Annotated in this window: 23 protein-coding genes; 8 read left to right on the forward strand and 15 right to left on the reverse strand. The window is 71.3% G+C overall.

Going from position 1 to position 21,271, the window contains the following annotated elements:
• The 3 genes from FKV25_RS04055 to FKV25_RS04065 form a co-directional block, all read right to left on the reverse strand.
• Positions 1-185, reverse strand: a 185-nt coding sequence (locus FKV25_RS04055) for a hypothetical protein (protein WP_211345361.1), incomplete at its 3' end; no start/stop codon positions are given.
• A gap of 117 nt (positions 186-302) precedes the next feature.
• A complete protein-coding gene (gene fdhD, locus FKV25_RS04060; RefSeq protein WP_141517518.1) occupies positions 303-1,121 on the reverse strand; it encodes a formate dehydrogenase accessory sulfurtransferase FdhD in 819 nt (272 codons plus the stop codon).
• 14 nt (positions 1,122-1,135) lie between these two features.
• Positions 1,136-3,430, reverse strand: a complete 2,295-nt coding sequence (locus FKV25_RS04065; protein WP_141517519.1) for an FdhF/YdeP family oxidoreductase — start codon at positions 3,428-3,430, stop codon at positions 1,136-1,138.
• Between the two features lie 209 nt (positions 3,431-3,639).
• Between FKV25_RS04065 and ygiD the strand changes: the two genes are divergently transcribed.
• Positions 3,640-4,500, forward strand: a complete 861-nt coding sequence (gene ygiD / locus FKV25_RS04070; protein ID WP_246071898.1) for a 4,5-DOPA-extradiol-dioxygenase — start codon at positions 3,640-3,642, stop codon at positions 4,498-4,500.
• 10 nt (positions 4,501-4,510) lie between these two features.
• Here ygiD and yedA read toward each other — a convergent pair whose 3' ends face one another.
• Both yedA and FKV25_RS04080 read right to left on the reverse strand, forming a co-directional pair.
• On the reverse strand, positions 4,511-5,443 hold the full coding sequence (gene yedA, locus FKV25_RS04075) for a drug/metabolite exporter YedA (protein ID WP_141517520.1): 933 nt from the start codon (positions 5,441-5,443) through the stop codon (positions 4,511-4,513).
• Positions 5,444-5,557: 114 nt separating this feature from the next.
• Entirely contained in the window at positions 5,558-6,550 is a 993-nt protein-coding gene (locus tag FKV25_RS04080) for an LLM class flavin-dependent oxidoreductase (protein ID WP_141517521.1), read from the reverse strand.
• A gap of 110 nt (positions 6,551-6,660) precedes the next feature.
• Between FKV25_RS04080 and FKV25_RS04085 the strand changes: the two genes are divergently transcribed.
• A complete protein-coding gene (locus FKV25_RS04085) occupies positions 6,661-8,268 on the forward strand; it encodes a tryptophan halogenase family protein (protein WP_211345362.1) in 1,608 nt (535 codons plus the stop codon).
• Between the two features lie 16 nt (positions 8,269-8,284).
• Here FKV25_RS04085 and FKV25_RS04090 read toward each other — a convergent pair whose 3' ends face one another.
• The 5 genes from FKV25_RS04090 to FKV25_RS04110 form a co-directional block, all read right to left on the reverse strand.
• Entirely contained in the window at positions 8,285-9,016 is a 732-nt protein-coding gene (locus tag FKV25_RS04090) for an extensin-like domain-containing protein (protein WP_211345363.1), read from the reverse strand.
• 471 nt (positions 9,017-9,487) lie between these two features.
• Positions 9,488-9,910 carry a GFA family protein gene (locus FKV25_RS04095; protein WP_141517522.1) on the reverse strand — a complete coding sequence of 141 codons (423 nt, stop codon included), beginning with the start codon at positions 9,908-9,910 and terminating at the stop codon, positions 9,488-9,490.
• 162 nt (positions 9,911-10,072) lie between these two features.
• Positions 10,073-10,471 carry a hypothetical protein gene (locus FKV25_RS04100; protein ID WP_141517523.1) on the reverse strand — a complete coding sequence of 133 codons (399 nt, stop codon included), beginning with the start codon at positions 10,469-10,471 and terminating at the stop codon, positions 10,073-10,075.
• Positions 10,472-10,646: 175 nt separating this feature from the next.
• Positions 10,647-11,156, reverse strand: coding sequence for a GFA family protein (locus FKV25_RS04105; RefSeq protein ID WP_141517524.1), 510 nt, complete (start codon positions 11,154-11,156; stop codon positions 10,647-10,649).
• A gap of 66 nt (positions 11,157-11,222) precedes the next feature.
• Complete coding sequence (locus tag FKV25_RS04110; RefSeq protein WP_141517525.1) at positions 11,223-11,771, reverse strand: YdeI/OmpD-associated family protein; 549 nt, start codon at positions 11,769-11,771, stop codon at positions 11,223-11,225.
• Positions 11,772-11,882: 111 nt separating this feature from the next.
• Between FKV25_RS04110 and FKV25_RS04115 the strand changes: the two genes are divergently transcribed.
• The 3 genes from FKV25_RS04115 to FKV25_RS04125 all read left to right on the forward strand — a co-directional run bounded on the left by FKV25_RS04115 (position 11,883) and on the right by FKV25_RS04125 (position 14,482).
• Entirely contained in the window at positions 11,883-12,317 is a 435-nt protein-coding gene (locus FKV25_RS04115; protein WP_141517526.1) for a Cif family virulence factor, read from the forward strand.
• Positions 12,318-12,421: 104 nt separating this feature from the next.
• Positions 12,422-13,030, forward strand: coding sequence for a M15 family metallopeptidase (locus FKV25_RS04120; protein ID WP_141517527.1), 609 nt, complete (start codon positions 12,422-12,424; stop codon positions 13,028-13,030).
• A 237-nt stretch (positions 13,031-13,267) separates the two neighbouring features.
• Positions 13,268-14,482, forward strand: coding sequence for a S1 family peptidase (locus FKV25_RS04125; protein WP_141517528.1), 1,215 nt, complete (start codon positions 13,268-13,270; stop codon positions 14,480-14,482).
• A 307-nt stretch (positions 14,483-14,789) separates the two neighbouring features.
• Here FKV25_RS04125 and FKV25_RS04130 read toward each other — a convergent pair whose 3' ends face one another.
• Complete coding sequence (locus FKV25_RS04130) at positions 14,790-15,122, reverse strand: DUF6249 domain-containing protein (RefSeq protein ID WP_141517529.1); 333 nt, start codon at positions 15,120-15,122, stop codon at positions 14,790-14,792.
• Between the two features lie 152 nt (positions 15,123-15,274).
• Here FKV25_RS04130 and FKV25_RS04135 point away from each other — a divergent pair, with 152 nt between their 5' ends.
• The gene (locus FKV25_RS04135; protein WP_141517530.1) at positions 15,275-15,847 is read left to right on the forward strand and encodes an RNA polymerase sigma factor; all 573 of its coding nucleotides are present in this window, start codon (positions 15,275-15,277) and stop codon (positions 15,845-15,847) included.
• Positions 15,844-16,311, forward strand: coding sequence for a hypothetical protein (locus FKV25_RS04140; protein ID WP_141517531.1), 468 nt, complete (start codon positions 15,844-15,846; stop codon positions 16,309-16,311). Before FKV25_RS04135 ends, FKV25_RS04140 begins: the two co-directional genes overlap by 4 nt.
• Before the next feature lie 19 nt (positions 16,312-16,330).
• Here the strand turns inward: FKV25_RS04140 and FKV25_RS04145 are convergent, their stop codons facing one another.
• From FKV25_RS04145 to FKV25_RS04155, 3 genes are all read right to left on the reverse strand, one after another.
• Positions 16,331-16,696: a PilZ domain-containing protein gene (locus tag FKV25_RS04145; protein WP_141517532.1), complete on the reverse strand. Its 366-nt coding sequence runs from the start codon at positions 16,694-16,696 to the stop codon at positions 16,331-16,333.
• Positions 16,693-18,000, reverse strand: a complete 1,308-nt coding sequence (locus tag FKV25_RS04150; RefSeq protein ID WP_141517533.1) for a DUF1631 family protein — start codon at positions 17,998-18,000, stop codon at positions 16,693-16,695. Before FKV25_RS04150 ends, FKV25_RS04145 begins: the two co-directional genes overlap by 4 nt.
• Before the next feature lie 98 nt (positions 18,001-18,098).
• Positions 18,099-19,106, reverse strand: a complete 1,008-nt coding sequence (locus tag FKV25_RS04155) for a sensor domain-containing diguanylate cyclase (protein ID WP_246071900.1) — start codon at positions 19,104-19,106, stop codon at positions 18,099-18,101.
• 99 nt (positions 19,107-19,205) lie between these two features.
• Between FKV25_RS04155 and FKV25_RS04160 the strand changes: the two genes are divergently transcribed.
• Positions 19,206-19,892 (forward strand): type 1 glutamine amidotransferase domain-containing protein, encoded by a 687-nt coding sequence (locus tag FKV25_RS04160; protein WP_141517534.1) that lies wholly within the window; start codon positions 19,206-19,208, stop codon positions 19,890-19,892.
• Between the two features lie 172 nt (positions 19,893-20,064).
• Here the strand turns inward: FKV25_RS04160 and FKV25_RS04165 are convergent.
• The coding region (locus FKV25_RS04165; RefSeq protein WP_141517535.1) for a UdgX family uracil-DNA binding protein at positions 20,065-21,271 on the reverse strand (1,207 nt) is incomplete at its 5' end.

A 21,271-nucleotide genomic window follows, 5' to 3' on the forward strand; every position in this document is an offset into this window, starting at 1 on the left:
CGTGCTTCGGCCCGCGCATCGGCGTCCTTGCGCTGCGCCTCCTCGCGCGCCTGCGCTTCCCGCCGCTCGGCCTCGGCGCGCGCCTGCGCTTCGGCCTGCACGACTGCCTCGTCCGGCGTCTGCCTCACCTGCCCACAGCCGGCCATCAGTACGGCCGCGCACAACATTCCGACGATCTGCCGCATGGTCCCCTTCCCCTGTCTTGTGCGGGCGCGGCGGCCAGCCCCCTGGCGCCTGCGTGCCCGCGCCGATGTTACCCCAGCCCGCCTGCAGTGGCCTGCGGCCCGCCGGCACGCACGCGCTCAGCGTTCGACGTTGCCGTGCGCGACGCCGTCCAGCCGCTGCGGATGGCTGTAGACCACGTGGCGGCCCGGGCGGGTGAAGCCGACCAGGGTGAGGCCACAGTCGCGCGCCAGGTCGACCGCGAGCGCGCTGGGCGCGGACATCGCCGCCAGCAGCGGGATCCCGGCCTCGGCGGCTTTGGCGGCCATTTCGTAACTGGCGCGGCTGGTGACGAGCGCGAAGCCGTCCTGCGCCGAGGTCCCCGAGCGCCGCATCGCGCCGATCAGCTTGTCCAGCGCGTTGTGGCGCCCGATGTCCTCGCGCACCAGCATCAGGTCGCCCGCCGTATCGAACCACGCGGCCGCATGCAGCGCACCGGTCGCGGCATTGAGCGGTTGCCGCGAGCGCAGGGCCGACAGCGCCGCTTCGATCGCACCCGCCGCCAGGCGGGCGCCTTCGCCAACCGTGGCCGGGCGTCGCACGACATCCTCGAGCGCGCGGCTGCCGCACAGGCCGCAGCCACTGCGCCCCGGGATCGAGCGCGGCTCCGGGGCCGTGGCGCTCGCCGCCGGCTCGCGGGTGGTGATGTCCAGGACGATGCCCTCGATGACTTCGCGCACCTCGATCGCAGTGATGGCGTCGGCGGGCAACCGGCACTCGGTCAGGGCGAAGCCAATCGCGAGGTCCTCGAGGTCGGAGGGCGAGGCCATCATCACCGCGAAGGCGGCGCCGTCGAACTGGATCGCGACCGGCACTTCCTCGGCCAGCGTATCCTGGGCCGGCGTCGACGCGCCCGCCTCCACCCGCCAGACCCCACGCCCCGCCAGTCCATTGCCCATCGGCCTGCGCGCCTTCAGGCAGCGGCCGCGGCGATGCGGACGGGGATCGACTTGTAGGCCGGGGTCCCCGATTCGGCGTCGTGGCTGGCGAGCGGCACCAGGCGGTTGCCTTCGGGGAAGTACATGGCCGCCGAGCCGCGGGGCAGGTCGTATTCGATCGCGAGGAAGCCATCGACCCGATGCGCACCGGCGGCACTGCCCGGCACCCGCGATTCCACGTCGATGCGGTCGCCGTGGCGCAGGCCCCGCTCGCGCAGGTCGTCTGCGTTCATGAACACCACGTCGCGCCGGCCGCTGATGCCGCGGTAACGATCGTCCAGGCCATAGATGCTGGTGTTGTACTGGTCGTGCGAGCGGATCGTGGTGAGGGTCAGCAGGTCGCCTCCCTCGACCGGGAGATCCTCGTTGAGGCCCTGGGCGACATGGAACGCGGCCTTCCTGCCATCTCCGCCCCAGTCGCGCACCGACGCCCCGACATACAGGCGGAAACCGCCCGGTTCGCGCACGCGCCGGTTGAAGTCGCGGAAGATCGGGAACACCGCCTCGATGTCGTCGCGGATGCGGTCGTAGTCGGCGACCAGGCCATCCCAGTCCACCCGGCTGCCGGGCAACAGGGCCTGGGCGATGCCGGCGACGATCGCCGGCTCCGAGCGAAGGTGCTCCGAGGCAGGCGCAAGTCCCCCCTGCGAGGCGTGCACCATCGACATGGAGTCTTCCACGGTGACCGATTGCGGCCCGCTCGCCTGGACGTCCAGCTCCGTGCGCCCCAGGCACGGCAGTACGAAGGCCTGCCGCGCCGGGATCAGGTGCGAGCGGTTGAGCTTGGTGGCCACGTGCACGGCCAGGTCGAGGCCGCGCATCGCCGGCAGGGTCGTCGCCGGGTCCGACATCGCGACGGCGAGGTTGCCGCCCATGCAGACCAGCGCGCGGGATCGGCCATCGCGGATCGCCTGGATCGCGGCGACCGCGTCGTGCCCATGCGTGAGCGGGAACTCGAATCCGTAGGTGCGACGGATCGCCGCCTGCAGCGCCGGCGTGGGCTTTTCGGTGATGCCCACCGTGCGGTCGCCCTGCACGTTCGAATGGCCCCGGATCGGCGCGATGCCCGCGCCCTGGCGCCCGATGTTCCCGCGCAGCAGCAACAGGTTGGCCATCTGCTGCACGTTGCGCGTGCCGAAACGATGCTGGGTCATGCCCATGCCATAGCAGAGGATGACGCGATCGGCATTGGCATACACGCGGGCCGCGGACTCGATGTCCTCGCGCGCCAGGCCTGACGCACGCACGATGTCGTCCCAACCGGTCGCCTCGACATCCGCGCGCAGGGCCTCGATGCCCTGGGTGTGCGCCGCGATGAACGCATGGTCGAGCACGCCGGCGCCACCTCCTGCCCGGTCCGCGTCATCGGCCTCGAACAGCCACTTCATCATGCCCTTGAGCAGGGCAAGATCGCCGCCGATGCGCACCTGGTAATAGGTCCGCGCGATCGGCGTGGCGTGGTTGGCCAGCATCTCGGCCGGGTGCTGCGGCGAGGTGAACCGCTCCAGCCCGCGCTCGCGCAGGGGATTGACCGCGATGATCGGCACGCCGCGCCGGGACAGCTCGCGCAGGGTGGTGAGCATGCGCGGATGGTTGGTCCCGGGGTTGTGGCCGAAGCTGAAGAGCGCGTCGCAGTGCTCGAAATCCTCCAGTGTCACCGTGCCCTTGCCGACCCCGATCGATGCCGGCAGGCCCACGCTGGTGGCCTCGTGGCACATGTTCGAGCAGTCCGGGAAATTGTTGGTGCCGAACTCGCGCACCATCAGCTGGTACAGGAAGGCGGCCTCGTTGGAGGTGCGGCCCGACGTGTAGAACTCGGCCATGTCCGGATCCGGCAGCGCCCGAAGCGCCTGGCCGATGCGCGCGAAGGCCTCGTCCCATGCGATCGGCACGTAGCGGTCGCTTTCGGCGTCGTAGGCCAGGGGATGGGTGAGGCGCCCGGCGTCCTCCAGGGCGTGGTCGCTCCACTCCCACAGCTCGGAGACGGTGTGGCGATGGAACAGCTCGGGCGTGGCGCGCTTGCCGGTCGCTTCCCAGGCCACCGCCTTGGCGCCGTTTTCGCAGAACTCGAAGGACGAGGTATGCCGCGGGTCCGGCCAGGCGCAGCCCGGGCAGTCGAAGCCGGTGGGCTGGTTGACCCGGCGCAGCGCCGAGGCCTCGCGCCCGACCGCCATCTGGTCCTTCAGCACCCGGGCGACCGCGCCCAGTGCGCTCCAGCCGCCCGCCGCGCCTTCGAAGGGTGCCACGCCCGGTACCTTGCGCTCGCTCATCCCGCGTCCTCCGATCCGTTCGCGGCCGGCCCCGACCGCGTTCCGCCGACGGTTCTACGGTACCACCGCGCCCGCGCCCTTTCGTCGCGACGTCGCGGTGTCGCGGTGTCGCGGCGTCGCGGCGTCGCACGCAGCGTCCTGCCCATGGCGACCTGCGCGATGGCGCGCGCACGTACGATGCCTGCAACGTCCTGATCGCCGGAGGCGCCATGCCAGGCCCGACCATGCCCGCCGCCTTCCTCGGCCACGGCAGCCCGATGAACGCGCTGGAGCGGAACCGCTACACGGATGCCTGGCGGGCGTTCGGCGCGAACGTACCGCGGCCGCGCGCGATCCTGATGGTTTCGGCGCACTGGTACGTCAATGCCAGCGCGGTCACCGCGATGGCCCGGCCGCGCACGCTTCACGACTTCTTCGGTTTCCCGCCGGCCCTGTTCGAGATGCAGTACCCGGCGCCCGGCCTGCCCGCGCTCCACGAGGAGATCGCCGACCTCGCGCGCCCCGACCACGTGGGGGCCGACATCGACGGCTGGGGCCTGGACCACGGCACCTGGTCGGTCCTGGCGCACGCCTTCCCCGACGCGGACATCCCCGTGGTGCAGCTGTCGATCGACGCGCGCCGGCCGCCGGCATACCACTTGGCAATGGGCGAGCGCCTGGCCGCGCTGCGCGCGCGCGGGATCCTGGTGATGGGCAGCGGCAACGTCGTCCACAACCTCCGGGCGATCGACTGGAACCAGCCCGACGGCGCCTTCGACTGGGCGCGGCGCTTCGACGAGCGGGTCCGCCAGGTCATGCACGAGCGACCCGGCGACCTGCCCTCGCTGATGGAGGGAGCCGACTATGGGCTGGCGGTACCCACGCCCGAGCACTTCCTGCCCCTGCTGTACATCGCCGGGCTCGCCGCGGCCGACGGCGGCACGCCCGGCGTGCTGGTCGATGGCTACACCTACGGTTCGCTGTCGATGACCGCGTACACGGTGGGCCTGGACGTCGCCACCAGCGGCCGGTCCGCCGCCGGCGCCGCGCCACTCGACACCTCGGCGCCGCCCGCCGACTCCAACGCCTGAACGACGCGCTTCAGGCGGCGCGTCGGCGGCGCTTCCCCACCACGGTGATCAGGGCGACGCCGACCAGGATGATGGCCATGCCGGCCAGGTCGTAGGGGCCCACCGTCTCCGCCGCCAGCAGCACGCCGATCAGTACCGCCACCGGCGGGTTCACGTAGGCATAGCTGGTCGCCACCGCCGGCCGCGCGTGCTTGAGCACGTACAGGTAGGCGCTGAAGGCGACGATGGAGCCGAACACCGCCAGGTAGACCAGGGCCAGGGTCGCCTGTGCCGTCGGATGGCTGGGCAGCCGCTCGCCGCCCAGCAGCCCCACGGCAAGCAGGGCCACGCTGGCGCAGAGCATCTGCGCGGCGGTGTTCATCGGACCGGCCGGCATGTCCTGGCGACGGCTCCAGACCGAGCCGAACGCCCAGCACATGGCGGCGGTCAGCAGCGCGATCGCACCCAGGCGCTCGCCCGACAGTCCGCTGCCGAAGTTGAGCACGACGACGCCGACGAAGCCCACCAGCAACCCCACCGTTTCGCGCCGCGTCGGCCATTGCCCGTACAGGCCCGAGAACGTCGCCGCGAACAAGGGCATGCTCGACACCGCGACCGCGGCGATGCCCGAGCTGACCCGCTGTTCGGCGAAGCACACCAGGCCGTTGCCGAAGCCCAGCAGCAACAGGCCGGTGATGGCGGCATTGCGCCACTGCAGGCGGCTCGGCGTGGCATGGCCGCGCCAGCGCAGGAAGCCGTACAGCACCACGCCCGCCGCCAGGAAGCGCAGCCCGGCGAGCAGGAACGGCGGGTAGCTCTCGAGCGCGAAACGGATGCCCAGGTAGGTCGAGCCCCAGACCAGGTAGAGCGTCAGCAGGCACAGCGGGATCATCACCCGCGGGTCGAGACGGCGGGGCAGCGGCGCGGCCAGGGGCGCGTCCGCGGCGGTGGACGTGTCGGACATGGGGGCGTCGACCGGGGGAGGACGCCCATTATCGTCGCGATCGGCCCGCGCGTGCGCATGCCATTGGCAACACTGCTGACCGCAGGCGTCAGCAATGCACCGGCGCGGGGCGGATCAGGCGCTGAGCGCGTCCATCGCCAGCGCGAAGGAACGCAGGCGCGCGTCGTGGTCGAAGATGTTGGCGGTGAGGATCAGCTCGTCCGGCCGGTGACGCTGCACGAAGGCATCAACCGCCGCGCGCACCGTCTCCGGGGACCCCACCGCGGCGCAGGACAGGGCCGCGTCGACACCGGCGCGTTCCCCGGGCTGACAGTAGGCGTCGAAGGCCGCGGCGGACGCCAGCGGCGGCGGCACCTGGCCCGGTCGGCCGCGCCGGAGGTTGACGAAGGCCTGCTGCTGGGTGGTGAACAAGCGCGCGGCCTCGTCGTCGCTGTCGGCGGCGACCACGTTCAGGGCCAGCATCGCGTGCGGCGCCTGCAGGTGGCGGGACGGCCGGAACTCGCGGCGATACAGCGCCAGCGCCTGCTCCAGCATGGCCGGTGCGAAGTGCGAGGCGAATGCATAGCGCAGGCCGAGCGTCGCGGCCAGCTGCGCGCCGAACAGGCTCGAGCCCAGTATCCACGGTTCCACCTCGACCCCGGCGCCCGGCACGGCCTGCACGGTCTGCCCGTCACGGACCGGCTCGAAGTAGCCCAGCAGCTCCACCACGTCGGCGGGGAACTCGTCCGCGCCCTGGTAATACCGCCGCAGCGCCCGCGCCGCCGGCTGGTCCGTGCCCGGGGCGCGGCCCAGGCCCAGGTCGATGCGGCCCGGGTACAGCGAGCCCAGGGTGCCGAACTGCTCGGCCACCTGCAGCGGTGCGTGGTTGGGCAGCATCACGCCGCCCGAGCCGACGCGGATCGACGTCGTGCCGCCCGCCACGTGCCCGATCAGGACCGCGGTCGCGGCGCTGGCGATGCCGGGCATGTTGTGGTGCTCGGCCAGCCAGAACCGCCGGTACCCCAGCTGCTCGGCATGGCGGGCCAGGGCCAGGGTGTTGGCGAAGGTCTGCGCCGGCGTACTGCCGACGGTGACGGGCGCGAGGTCGAGGACGGACAGGGGGATCATGGTCACGGCTCTGCGGGGGAACCTTCCAGATGGGGGCGACCGGGCGCGGGATAAAGGGCGCGGCCTCGCGGTGGCGCTTGAAATGCCGGCGGCCGTGCGTAGGCTGGGGCATGGCCACCCTTCCCCTCTACACCCAGTCCTGCGGCGCCGGTGCCGCCCATGCCGCGATCGATGCCGAACCGCCGGTGAAGCACGTCGCCGTCGTCGGCGGCGGCAGTGCGGGCTGGATGACCGCGCTGCTGCTGGCCAACTCGGCGTATGGCGAGCGCCTGCGCGTGACCGTGATCGAGTCGCCGCAGGTGGGCACGATCGGCGTCGGCGAGGGATCCACGCCCTGGCTGCGCGGCTTCTTCGACGGCCTGGGCATCGAGGAGGCCGAGTGGATGCCGGCGTGCAATGCCACCTACAAGGCCGGCATCAGCTTCGAGGGTTGGTCCACCCGCCCCGGCTTCGAGCGCTACTTCCATCCCTTCGCCTCGATGCTCGACAACCTGACGATGACCCAGTTCGTGCAGAACGTGCATGCGCGCCTGCAGGGGGCCGACGTCGACGCGCATCCGGACCGCTTCTTCATTGCCGCGCGACTGGCGCGCGATGCCCTTGCCCCGCGCCCGTCGCGCAACTTTCCCTTCGACGTCTGGTACGGCTACCACTTTGACTCCAGCCTCCTGGGCGCCTTCCTCCACCGCAAGGCCCTCGAGCGCGGCGTGCGGCACGTGCCGCGCCACGTGCGCGCGGTGAACCGCGCCGCCAACGGCGACATCGCCACGCTCGAGCTGGACGGCGACGAGACCCTTGCGGCCGACTTCTTCGTCGATTGCAGCGGCTTCGCCTCCCTGCTGATCGGCAAGGCGCTGGAGACGCCCTTCGTCCCGTTCTCCGACAACCTGTTCAACGACGCCGCCGTGGCCCTGCCGAGCCCGGCCAGCGGCCCGATCATGACCCAGACGGTGTCCACCGCCCTCTCGCACGGCTGGGCGTGGAAGATCCCGCTCACCGAGCGCCACGGCAACGGCTATGTCTACAGCACCGCGCACTGCACGGCGGACCAGGCCGAGACGGAACTGCGCGCGCACCTGGGCCTGCTCGATGCCGACGTGCCGGCGCGCCACCTGAAGATGCGCGTGGGTCGCGCCGCCGCGAGCTGGCGGCACAACTGCGTCGCCAACGGGCTGGCGCAGGGCTTCATCGAGCCGCTGGAAGCCACGGCCCTGCAGTTCGTCCAGCGCACCGCGAGCCTGCTGGTCGAGGCGTTGGAGAGCGGCGACATCGGCGACGCCGCCCGGTCGCGCTTCAACGACACCCTCAACGCCCAGATCGAAGGCACCCGCGATTACATCGTCGCCCATTACAAGACCAACAACCGCACCGATACTGAGTACTGGCGCGACAACGCCGCCAACGCGCACCTGTCCGAGTCGCTGGTGCAACTGCTGCGGACCTGGATGGCGCGCAAGCCGATCATCGGCGGCCTCAGGCAGGGCCAGTTCGGCAACGCCTATCCGGTGGTGTCCTGGTATTGCCTGCTGGCGGGCATGGGGATCTTCCCCGACGCGGCGAGCCTGCAGGCGCCCACGCCGCTGCAGGCCCAGCACAACCTCGCCGCGATCGAAAACCTGATCGAACGCAGTGCGTTGAACTTCCCCGACCATCGCGGACTCCTGGCGGACATCCCGCCGCGGCCGAAGGAGGACGCGCTCCAGCTCTACCTGTGGTGAGCGCCGCGCATCGCCCTCAACGGCACAGCCGAGCACCGCCACGGTCGAAGTGGAAGTGGTCGGCATGGGCGGCGTTGTACCCCGGACCGAGGACCGCGTCGAAGTAGCGGCAGGCGCCGCCGTGCAGGTCCTGGAGCAGGCGCGCCTCCTCGCCCGCCGGCGCGTCGGGCGCGCCGTGCTCGAGCACGCTGATCCGCCGCCCGTCCGCCAGCACCACGGCCGCCAGGTCGAGGGCGTCGGCGGTGGCATGCCGGCTGCGCCTGCCTTCGGCTCGCCCATAGAGGTTTCGGCAGGCATACGAGCCCAGGTGCTCGAGGGCCACCACCGGCTGCCCCGTCCACCGTCGCGCCGCGGGCTGCAGCACGTGTTCTTCCCACATCGCCAGCGACAACGCGGCGCGGCAACTGAGCGGGAACGCGCGTCCGGGGTCGACGCGGCCGCCCTCGATGCGGACGGCATTGCGGAAGCCGCAGCCATCGCCGGTCGTCCGGTCCGGCAGCGGTGTCCACGACAGGCGTGAACGGGACAAGGCCTCCCGGCAGGCGGCCGGCTGGGCCCCGGCGCGTTGCAGCTTCCACCCGGTCAGCGCATTCGGCGTGGCCCGGACATCCAGCGGCGCCCAGGGATTCCAGTCGTCGGGCACGTGCAGCCGGCCCGACCCCAGCGACCAGGCCAGGAACACGAGCAACAGGAGCAGCAGCCACGCCAGCCGCGAAGCCGGCGAAGGGGAACGCGACATATCGGCCATGCCCCACTATCGACGAGATCGCGTCAAGCCGCGATCAAGCGACGGGTGCCGAAGCTGCGCTGCCGCATGTAGATACGGGCACGACACCGGCGCTCGCGACGCTGTCGTAATGCCCGGCACATTCGCCGCAAGGAGACGCAGATGCCGGCGCTTGCCCCTTGGGGCGCGTCGCGCGCCATTTGCCGACCCGACTGACGCTGCGCTCGCGCCCATGGCCCCGCTGGGACTGATCGACACCCGCGCCTGCCGTGCCCTGGCGGCGGGGTGTGCCGGGCCCGCCGGTGCCCGGACCGGGCGCCGGCTCCGGCGGCACACCCTGCAACCTGTGGATATCCGGGTACGCGTCCGCCGCACGCACCCGGTTGCGGCCGCGCATCGCGCCGGAGCCGCTGTTGACCCACGACCCGTGGATCGGCAACGTCGCGTCCGCCACCTTGGGCGTCACGTAGGTGCCATGACCTTGTCTGGCGCTCAGCCCCAGCCGTCCGGGTAGGTGTCGTGCGTGGGGATGCCGCCGCTGGGGCATCCCCATTCCACCCGCGAGCCCCAGAAGATGTGGTCGCCCGGCAGGATCGGCGGCGCGGCGTCGAGCGACCCGGCGGGAATCATCACGAAACTTCCGTCGCGCGAACGCCGGGGCAGCGGACAGCCGCAGTGGCTGCAGAACCATTTGCCGAAACGCTCTGCGCCGGGCAGGTCGAAGCGCGAGATCGCCGATTCGCCCGACAGCCACGCGAACTGGCCACTGTCGACGGCGATGTTGGTCGCATGCCCGGTGCCGGTACTGCGCCGGCAGCGCGAACAGTGGCAGTGGACCATCCGCCGGAACGGCGACGTCGCCTCGAACCGCACCGCACCGCACAGGCAACCGCCCTGGAGGGTGGAACCGCTCATCGTGTCCTGCTCCCGCGAAAGATGGAAACGCCGTGCGTCCCGGGAGTGCCTGCACGAGGTGGGCGCCGACGCCCGCCCGGCCACCCCCTCGGTCAACCCCTTGGATCCCACCGTTGCATCCTACGCCCGTCGCGGCGCCCCGGCACTCGTGCCGCCGCCGGATCAGCGCCCGCCGCTCGGGTCGGAGTCTGGGCCGCGATCGCCCGCGGCGCGGGCCGAGAGCGCCGACCGCGCCATCCTGCCGCCAAGCGCCGCGATCGTGTCGTCGAGCATCGCGCGCAGGGCATGCACGCGTTCGAAAACGGAATGAAGCCGATCGTATGCCTGCATGTCGCGGCGGAGCGCATCCAGCCCCGCATCCCCACCCGCGGGCGGCTCCATCGCCGCCAGCGCGCGCAGTTCCCGCGTCCCTGCATTCGCCGCGGCCGCGCGCATCTCCTGGTGTTCTTCCGGTGTCAGGGCGGTGAGCCCGGGCAAGGCCCGCACCAGCTGCTCGAAGGCGGCATCGGCGGCGGCGATCTGTTCGTCGGACAGGGTGATGTCCAGCAGGTCCTGGGGCACGGACGTACTCCTTTTCTCGTCTCCACGGGGCGGGGCCGCGAACATCGGCCACGCACCCGCGCCGCCATGCGCGAGGCGCGAGCGCCTGCCATCGGGGCCTCCACAACCCCGGAAGTGTGGACCACATTGCCGTCCAGGACCGCTGTCGGATCGGACAGGGCGCCAGCACGCGGCGCTAGGACGCATCCTTGTCGGAGCGCTTTTCCAACAGACCATGGCGACGATGCCAGTCCTCCAAGGACTCCTCCGGGAAGTGCGCCACGTGGGTCTCACCCTCGCCCTCCGGCACCTGGACCCAGTTGGCCTTCGAGTCGAGCAACATGTGAACGCGCGCGGGCGCTTCGGGCAGCGGCGTGTCGATCGCCGAGGCATGCGGATGGAGCAGGTCCGGCCAACGCGGATCGAAGGCCCACAAGGCACTGCCGCATTCGCGACAGAACCGCCGCTCGCCTCGACTGATGCGGCACGCACCGTCGTCCTCGCGGATGCGGGCATGGTAGCGGCCCAGGTGCGCCTCGCCTTCCACCTCCAGGGTGTCGGCCCAGGCGCCCAGGTTGATCGCCGCGCCCATGCCACCGGCGGTCTTGCGGCAGATCGAGCAGTAGCAATGCAGGAACGGCACCGGCGCGTAGGCTTCGCAGCGGAAGCGCACTTTGCCGCAGTGGCAGGATCCTTCGAGTTGCATGGGCGTCCATCCGTCATCGGGACGCCCGAGCCTAGCGCGACCGTCCTGACGGACGCGTGTGCGGCCCTATGGCGCGGCCTCGGGCGCGCCGAAAGCCTTGCTGAACTTGCCCGACCGATCGAAGCAGCAGACACGGCGCTTGCCGGACGCGAGCATGTCGCAGGCGCCGGCGACCCGCTTGTCGCGCGTCTCGGCCTTCTTCGCCGTGGTGATCCACAGGATCCAGTCGCGGCGTGCGACCAGGGTGATGTCGTCCCAGGCGGCACGCGCGGCCGGATCGGCGTCGAGCGCCTTGCGCAGGTCGGGCGGCAGCTTCGGCTCGAGCTGCTTCTCCGAGGGGCGGATCTCCAGCGCGACGCTGTCGCCGACGTCCAGTCCCGCCGCCTCGCGCAGCGCGCGCGGGACCTTCAACCAATGGCTGCCCTCACCGTCCGGATCCAGCGTCGCCTTGAATTCCTGGTCGCCGAAGCGGCCTTCGACGGTGGTCATGGCCCGTGTCGGCAGCTTCGCGCTGGCGGCCGCTGGCAGCACCAGGAACGACCAGCTCGCGCCCTTCGGCGCAGCGGGCCGCTTCAGGCGCGCTTCGAAGCGGATGGAATCGGATGTCTTCGCCATGCGGTGAATCTAGCAAACGCTGTGGCGGGTTCAAGCGGCCCGCGCGAAGATGTCTGGACAGCGTGGTCGCCTTGCGTGAGGCTTCAAGCATCACCCGCCGGAACCGCCGCCATGCCCAACGACCTGGATTCGATCGATGCCGCCATCGCGGGCATGTACGCGATGATCTCCGGCCCGGCCGGTCCCCGCGACTGGCGCAGGCAGGACGACTGCTTCCATCCCGATTGCCGCCAGATTCGCACCGGCGTGGATGCCGACGGCACCCCCTGGATGCAGGCCTTCGACCTCGCCGCGTATCGGCAGGACGTCGACCGCCTGCTGTCCTCGCAGGGCTTCCACGAGGTGGAGACAGCGCGAGAGCTGCAGGTCTTCGGCAACATCGCGCACGCCTGGAGCCGCTACGAAGCCCGCGTCGCGCCCGACGCGCCGCAGGTCGAGCGCCGCGGCGTCAACAGCATCCAGCTGTACCGCGAAGCGGACGGGCGATGGCGCATCATCCACATGATCTGGGACAACGAACGTCCAGGTCTGTCGCTGCCGGCCTGAGGCCACCGTCCCGGAACGCCAAGCCTGTCGCAGGCGCGACACGCACGGCGTGGCACCATTCCGCGCAGTCCAGACGGAGCAGGAGCTCGAATGGAGCGAGGGCGATGAAGACCGAGGACATGATCCGGGCGGTGCAACGCAAGCTGGGCGTGCTCGTCGATGGCCGCGCCGGCCCGCAGACCTGGGGCGCGATCCATCGCTATGTCGTGCAGCCCGCCGCCAGGCCGCGGATCGCGTTCACCGCACCCGGCGACCGCGCCAGCGCGCGCAGCGAACGCGCCATCGGCACCCTGCTGCCGGACGTGCGCCCCTACGCGCGCGCCCTGTACTTCAAGGCACGTTCGCTGGGCATCACGGTGGAGATCATCAGTGGCCTGCGTTCATACCAGGAGCAGGACCGGCTGTATGCACAGGGCCGCAGCACGCCCGGGACGAAGGTCACGGGCGCACGGGGCGGCCATTCGACGCACAACTTCGGCATCGCCTTCGACGTCGGCATCTTCAGCGGCAACCGCTACCTGCCGGACTCGCCGGCGTACCAGGCGGTCGGCGCGCTTGGCATCGACCTGGGCCTGGAATGGGGCGGCAACTGGAAGACGCTCGTCGACCGCTCGCATTTCCAGCTGCGGCCGGAGTGGGCCCTCGACTTGTCCGAGCGGCAGATGCTCGCCGAGTTGCGGCGCCGCATCCGGATGGACGAACCGGTCTTCTGACGCCGTGGCGACCGCGCGCCGCCCTGTCCCGGTGGCGGGAGGCCGATACCTGGATGGCCTCGCGGGCCGAGGCGTCCGAATCGTGCGCCCCGTCGCTCTTTCCGGGTAGGGCGCGACGGCTCGGCACCGTTCCAGCTCGCACGGTTGCCCAGGCACCCCCGCCACGCCTCCACTGGCGACGCCGCCCGGCCCACCGTCACTGCTGTCCACGCCCACTACTGGAAAAGGAGTTTGGCAATGCGCAAGTTCAGTGTGCCGGTCCTCGCCGCCGTCGTCGCGATGACCCTGTCCGGAGCCGCCCTCGCCGCCGATGGACTCTCGCCCGCCCTGGAGGCGGCCATGCAGCGCGACCTGGGGCTCACCGGCCCGCAGTTGGCGCAGTACCTCAAGGCCGAACGCCTGGCCATCCAGCAGGAAAAGCTCGCCGCGCGCCGGCTGGGCCGGGAGTTCGCCGGCGCCTGGCTGGAGCGCAAGGCGAACGGCAGCTTCGGCCTGGTGGTCGCCACGACCTCGAGCACGCGCCCGGCGGGCGTGCCCGGTGCCGAGTCGCGCCATGCCCGCCACAGCCTCGCCGCCCTCAACGCCGCCAAGGGCCAGCTCGACGACCAGCTCGCCCGCCGCGCGGCCGCACCGCGCGGCGTGTACAGCTGGGCCGTGGACCTGCCCAGCAACAGCGTCGTGCTCGGCGTCGCACCCGGCGCCGAGGATGCCGCCATCGATTTCGTCGCGCGCAGTGGCTTGGACGCCAGCACGGTCCGCTTCGAGCGCATGGACGAAGCGCCGCAGCGGCGCGCTTCGATCCAGGGCGGCCGCGGCATCCTGCGCGACCCGGGCGATGGCTACGTGTATGCCTGCTCGATCGGCTTTTCGGTCACCAAGGGCGCGACGCCCGGCTTCGCCACCGCCGGCCATTGCGGCGACGTGGGCGAGATCGTCTACCAGGAGGTCTCGCAGTGGACACCGGGGGTGCGCCTGGGCGCGTTCGCTGCCTCGGCCATGCCCGAAGGCAACCAGACCGGCCCCGACCGCGGCTGGGTGCAGGTCGACAGCACCCATACGCTGTCGCCGAGCGTGTACGGCTACGGCAAGGGCGACGTGACCGTCCGCGGCGGCACCGAGGCACCGGTGGGCACCGCGATCTGCCGCTCCGGTCGTACCACGGGCTGGCGTTGCGGTGCGATCGGCAGCAAGAACGTCACCGTGTCCTACGTCAACGACAGCGGCCAGCCGGACGGCACCGTCACCGGCCTGACCCGCACCACGGCCTGCGCCGAGGGCGGCGATTCCGGTGGGTCGTACATCACCGGCGTGGGCCAGGCGCAGGGCGTGCTGTCGGGCGGCAGCGGCAGTTGCAAGGGCCGCCAGGGCCGTACCGGCGGCGGCAACAGCTACTTCACGCCGATCAACGCCATCCTTGGCGCCTATGGCCTGAGCCTGCGCACCAGCCCCTGACACTCCCGCACGGCTCTGCCTCAGAGCGCCCCGGTCCTGCCGGGGCGCTCTTTGCTTGCGCGCAGCGACGGGGCGGTGGGCATGCAAGAGGGCCGTCGCGCACACCGAAGATGGCATCGAGGCGGGTGAGTTCGGGGTCCAGGGTGGCGACGGCACCGGCGCCGGTCGGGGTTCGCGCGGCGTGCCGGGTGCGGCAGCGACGGGCAAAGGGCTGCCCGCCAGCAGCACGCCCGCCAGGACAACGCTGGGCCTCATGGGAACTCCCTTGGGGGAGCCGCGCGCCCGGCGGACACGCGGCGGGAGGCGGTCAGTCGCGAGCGCGCGGGAGGAAGTGGTAGCCGATCATGCCCAGGCCGATCGCGCCGAAGAGGATGCCGTAGCTGGCCGCGTCCTCGGCGGTCAGGTTGGCGATGTCGATGAGGCCGAAGGCCAGTCCGGTCAGCACCAGCACCATGCCCCACTTGAGCGTGGCCTGGTGGCGGTTCTCCTGGTCGGTCAGGAGCAGGGTCCGGATCAGGTCTTCGCTGGCATGGGTCTCGGCCAGGCGCCGGCGCAGCCGGCTTTCGACCACGGCGCGGATCGCCAGGACGATGCAGACCGCGAAAACCATCGGGATGAACAAGGCAATGATGTCGACCATGGGGGCGTCTCCAGGGGCACCATGCCCCGTTTGTCAGGAATGGAGACGGCCAGCGCGCGTGCGGTTGCACCCCTGGAGGGCCGGAATCGCGCCTTGCGGCGGATGACGCCTGCCAGGTGCAACCGGTGCCCGTCCGGGTGTATCCATTGGACATGGAACAAGGACCCGAGGACGAACGAAGCCTGGTGGCCGCCGTGATGGCGCGCCGCCCGGGCGCGTTCGAGCGTCTGGTCACGCGTTACCAGAAGCTGGTCTGGCACCTGGTCCACCGCATCGTCCAGCACCCCGAGGACACGCGGGAACTGGCCCAGGAGGTGTTCCTGCAGGTGCACCGGCGCCTGCACCAGTTCCGCTTCGAGAGTGCGCTGGGCACGTGGATCGGCCGGATCGCGTTCAGCGTCGCCAGCCGCCACATGCAGCGCAAGCGCCTGCCGATGGTCGAGCCCGACGAGGACGGCGTGTCGCCGGCCGAGCGCGTGGAGGACGGTTTCGACCTTGCCGCGAGCGTTGCCGATGCCGAACTCATGCGCCACCTGCACGCCGCGATCGACGCCCTGCCCCCCTTGCAACGCACGCTGGTCACCCTCTACCACGTGGACGAGCTGGGCATCGCCGAGGTGGCGCGCATCACCGACCTGCCCGAGGGCACGGTCAAGAACTACCTGTTCCGAGCCCGCCAGCGCCTGCGCCGGCACCTGGAATCCCTGGAGGCCTGTCCCTCATGAACACGCATCGCCCCGACCCCGATCCCAACGCCTCGCATGACGCCGACGAGGCCCGGCGCCAGGCCGCGGCCGAACGCCCTGCCCCGGCGGGCAGCGGCGCCGACCCCGTCACGGACCGGTACCGCGCCGTCTACCACGCCCTTCGCACCGCGCCGCTGCCCGAGCCGCCCGCGAGCTTCGCCCTGCAGATGGAACGCCTGGCCCTCGCAACGGACGAGGCGTGCGCGTCCAGCGATACACCGGAACGCACCGCAAGCGAGAGCTGGCTGCTCGGCCTGCTGCCAGGCCTGGCCGTGCTGGCCCTGGCGGGCTGGGGCGGCGCCGAAGTGCTCGACGGCCTGCGGACCAGCGTCGCCCATTGGCGCGGGCTGCCCTGGCCGATGCTGCTGGCGACCGGCGTCGGCCTGGCGGGCGCCTGGGCCCTGGACCGGTGGCTGGCCAGACAGCGCCCTCGCCCGCACTGATCCCGGTGCGGGGCGCAACTCAGGACGTGCCGGCATCCACCCCGGAGGCGAGCAGCCAGTCGCCCAGGCGCTCGCGATGGGCCGTCTCCAGGTGCACGAAGCGCAGGCCGACCAGGACCGCACCGTCGGGCTCGCGTTGCTGGCGCACGACCTGCGCGCCCGCTTCCACCGGCAACCGCCCCTCGCCCATGGGCAGTTCCATGCGCACCTGGTAGAGCGCCTGGTCGACCAGGGGCTCGACGACCTGCATCTTCATCCCCCCGCGCGAAATGTCGCGGGTCAGGCCCATCGCCCGCTGGGTCATGGCGTTGACCACCGGCACCAGCACGTCGACGGCTTGCCGTGGGGCACGCCGCCCGCCCGTCTCGTTGCCTTCGGTCGTCATCGCCGCCCCCCGGTACCGGTGAGCAGCCAGGCCTGTCCGTTCGCGAGCAGGCGCGAAACGGTATCGCTATCGATCCAGGCCTCCTGGCCACTGTCCTCGCTCGCCAACAGCACGCTGTGGGTATCGCGGCGATGATCGCGCAGGCGGGCGCGCACGATGCCGCCGTCGCGACTGAAACCGATCAGCGTCCCCTGCGGCAAGGCGTCGAGCCGGGCCTGCCACCGCCTCGCCTCGCGCGCGGCGCCCTGTACGCCGGCGCCGCCCATGTCGACCAGGGCCGTGGACAACCGTTCGGCGTCGCCATCCGAATAGCCCACCATCGCGAGCGAACCGGCGATCCACTCGCGGATGGCCGGGTCGATGGCATTGCCGGCGCGGATCGCGTCGACCACCTCGGCGACCACCATGCGGCAGCGCAGCCACTCCGGCGACCCTGGGCCGAAGCGCGACACCAGTTGCACCATCGCCGCCACGGCCTCGGCGCGCTCGGGCAGGCAGCTCTCGGGCAGCGTACCGGGCGGCGCGAGTTCGTCGAGGGTGCCGTTGACGATGCGCATGGCCTCGATCGCCGACAGCAGGCCATCGGACGCCGCGCCCGGCGCGTCGGCAACCTGCCCGCGCCCCGGGTGCGATGCGCCCGCGCGCGCGCGCAGCGGCACGAAGCTCAACCCGGGCAGGATGCCGGCTTCATCGAGCATGGCATTGGCGGTCTGGATGCACGCTTCGTAATGCCGACCGACTTCGTTGTCGTAGGCGTTGTACAGCACGATACGCGCATGGATCGGCAGGTCGATGGCCTGCGCCGCACTGCGAAGGGCGCGGCAACAGGCCTCCGGTCCGATGGGGAGCGCCGCCGCGTCAAGCGGTGGGCGTTCAAGCAGCACCGCGAAGCGATGGCCAAGCAGCATCAACGGCAAGCTGGCGCGCGACGCATGGCGGCTGGCCAGGGCGGCGAGCGCGTTGTCTTCGTCGACGATGTGTTCGTCGAGCAGCATCAGCGGTTGCAACTGGTCGCCCAGCAACCCGCGTGACAGTGACGGCGCGGCATGGTCGTGCGCGGATTCGCACTCGCGGCGGAGTGCCTCGTTGAACGCCGGGATGAAGCCGTCCTTGCGACGGCCCAGGGCCTCGCGGGTGTCGACCCACTGCACGAGCATCGCGTCGTCGCGCTCGTTGCGCGCGCGCCGGATCACGGCGGCGTCGAGCTGGTCGAGGATGACCGACAGGTCCGGTCGCAGGTCGGACAGGAACCGCTCGAGCACCTGTTCGATCGCTTGACGCGCGCGGCGGGGAATGGCTTCCATGCCGTCATTCAAGACCCCACGCCATCTAGGCAGGGTGAACGGGGGCGTCCAATCCCCTCATTCCGCTGAACGGATACCGGATATGTGACGTGCGGCGGTCAAGGACGAGGGGCGCGCAACGCGGCGGCGCGGTGTCCCTGTTCCAGCACCTCGATCCGGTTGCGGCCGCGGGCCTTGGCGTCGTAAAGCCGCCGGTCGACAGCGGCCAGGAAGTCGCGGGCGGTGTCGCCGGCCGCTGGCCGCGCCGTGCCAACGCCGAGGCTGGCGGTCACGATGTCGCCGACGCCCGGACCGCCATGCGGGATGCGCAGGCGCGCGATGCCGCGCACGCAGGCCTCGGCGACCTCGCGGGCAGCGGTTTCGTCGGCCCCCGGCAGCAGCAGGATGAACTCCTCGCCGCCAAAACGCGCGACCACGTCCCCGGGGCGTTGCGACAATTCCTGCAGCATGCCGCCGATGCGCGTGAGGCACTCGTCGCCGGCCACGTGGCCATGGGCGTCGTTGTACTGCTTGAAACAGTCGATGTCGACGATCACCAGCGACAGCGGCTTGCCGCCCTCGCGCGCGGCCTTCCATTCCGTGCCCAGACGGGTATCGAACATGCGCCGGTTGGCGATGCCGGTCAGCCCATCGGTCATCGACAGCCGCTCGAGCTCGCGATGCAGGCGCAGGAGTTCTTCCTCGTCCTTCTTGCGCTCGCTGATGTCGAACATGAAGCCGACCAGGCTGTCGACCGCGCCATCGGCCCGGCGCACGACGTGGACGACGTCGCGGATCCAGACGTAGCGCCCGTCATGCGTCATCGCCCGGTAGTCGGCCTCGTGGTCGACGCCCGCCTGCGACTGCGCCACGCAGAAGCCCACCACGCGCTCGCGGTCCTCCGGGTGCATGCGCGCGGCCCAGTCCTCGACCGTGCTCCAGCTGGCCTGCGGCCAGCCCAGCAGGGACTCGATCTGCGGCCCGATGTAGGTGAAGCGCATGCTCGCCCAGTCGATCTTCCACGGGATCGCGCGGGTGGACTCCAGCAGCGTGCGGTAGACGTCCGCATCAGCCAGCGCCTCGCGGAGGGTGGCATCGTCCGGGTCCGGCATCGTCAGGTCGTTCATGGCGAGATAGTAGCCAAAAAACCGCCGGGGCCGGGGCCGGCTTCACGCCTGCTTGCGGCGGCGCCGGCTAGGGTTCTGGCCTTTCCCCTGGAGCCCGACATGAAGATCCTGATGGTGCTGACGTCCCACGACCGCCTGGGCGACACCGGCGAGAAGACCGGCTTCTGGCTGGAGGAATTCGCCGCGCCCTACTACGTATTCAAGGACGCGGGAGCCACGATCACCCTCGCCTCACCGCGGGGCGGCCAGCCGCCGCTGGATCCCAAGAGCGACGCGCCGGATGCGCAGACCGACGCCACCCGCCGCTTTCGGGAAGACGAAGAGGCGCAGGCTGCGCTGGCCTCGACCGAGGTCCTGGCCGGGATCGACGCCGGGCGATTCGACGCGGTGTTCTACCCCGGGGGCCATGGACCGCTCTGGGACCTGGCCAACGACCGCGACTCCATTGCGCTCATCGAATCCACGCACGCCGCCGGCAAGCCGGTGGCACTGGTATGCCATGCGCCGGGCGTACTCCGCGGCGCCAAGGGCAGCCACGGCGATCCGCTGGTCAAGGACAAGCGCGTCACTGGTTTCACCAACAGCGAAGAGGCCGCGGTGGGCCTGACCGACATCGTGCCGTTCCTGGTCGAGGACATGCTCAAGGAGAACGGCGGCCACTACGAAAAAAAGGACGACTGGGCCAGCCACGCCATCACCGACGGCCACCTGGTCACCGGCCAGAACCCGGCCTCCTCCGAAGCCGCCGCCGAAGCCGTCCTGGCACTGCTCGGGAAGAAGGGCTGACGCGGGCGGCCCTTCACCGTAGGGTGCAACAAGCAAAGCGCATTGCACCCATATCCGAACCGCCCCTCACCTTCAGCCGAAAGGCTGGATTCCAGCGTTCGCTGGAATGACGGCTGGGGGTGGCACCTTGACAGACGACGTACGAATCCTGGCGCCGGCGTGCCGAGGACGCTCAGGCGCGCCCGTCCTGCTCGCAGGCGTCCCGCACCTTCGCGAGGTCCGCGACCAGGGCGGTCCAGGCGCCCTCGCGTTCGGCCACGGGCAATCGCAGCAGATACGACGGATGGAAGGTCGGCATGACCGCCGCGCCCGACGCCGACGCGTGCCAGATGCCGCGGTCCGCGTTCACCGCCACGCCCGCGCCGAGCAGGGCGCGGGCGGCGGTATTGCCCAGGCACACGACGAACGCAGGCTTCACCCGCTCGAGCTCGGCCTCCAGCCAGGGGCGGCAGGCCGCCTGCTCGGCGGCGTCGGCACGCGCGTGCAAGCGACGCTTGCCACGTGGCTGGAACTTGAAGTGCTTCACCGCGTTGGTCAGGTACAGCGCCGCCCGGTCGAGCCCGGCCGCCGACAACGCCTCGTCCAGCAGGCGGCCCGCCGGACCGACGAAGGGCCGCCCGGCGAGGTCCTCGGCATCGCCGGGCTGCTCGCCGACGACCATCACCCGGGCGTCGACGGGCCCCTCGCCCGGCACCGCCTGCGTGGCGGGCTGCCACAGCGGGCACTGGCGACAACTGCGGACGGCAGCGGCCAGCGCGTCGGCGTCCACGGGCAGCGCGACATCGCGCGCCGTGCGTGCCGGTGCCCGCAGCGCCCGCTTCGGTGTGGTCGGCGCGGCATCGACCATCGCCTGCATGCGCCCCCCGGCCTCGCGTATCAGGCCGGGGATCAGCGCGGCTTCGGGCAGGTTCTTCCAGTACCGGACCGGCATCTCCTTCACCATCGCGTCGACCTTCAGCCGTGCGGGATTGAAGATGTTGGCGTAGTAGACGCGCCACAGCGCTTCGAGCGCGTCGCCGTCGGGTGCGTCGGCGCGTTCGGCGCCGGGCCCCAGGCGCAGCGCCTGGCCGTCCCAGTGCGCGCTTCGCAGCGGCGTGAGGATGGACCAGCGCATGCCGGCAAAGCGACGCGCGAAGAACGGCGCGACCTGGGCCAGGACATCGTGCACCGGTTCGAACCAGGCCACGTAGACGCTGCCATCGGGCGCCTGGACTTCGCGGAATCGCACGAACGCCTTCATCTTGTGCTTTTCGCGGTTCACCGCCTTCGCGGCGTCCATGGCCCATGCCACATCATCGTCGGTGGCCATGCCCAGCAGGGCACGCTCGCCGTGGACGAGGCGCCACAGCAACCGGTACAGCACCGCGTGGCGGCGCGGA

The sequence above is a fragment of the Marilutibacter aestuarii genome (assembly GCF_006546775.1).
GTDB classification, from domain to species: domain Bacteria; phylum Pseudomonadota; class Gammaproteobacteria; order Xanthomonadales; family Xanthomonadaceae; genus Marilutibacter; species Marilutibacter aestuarii.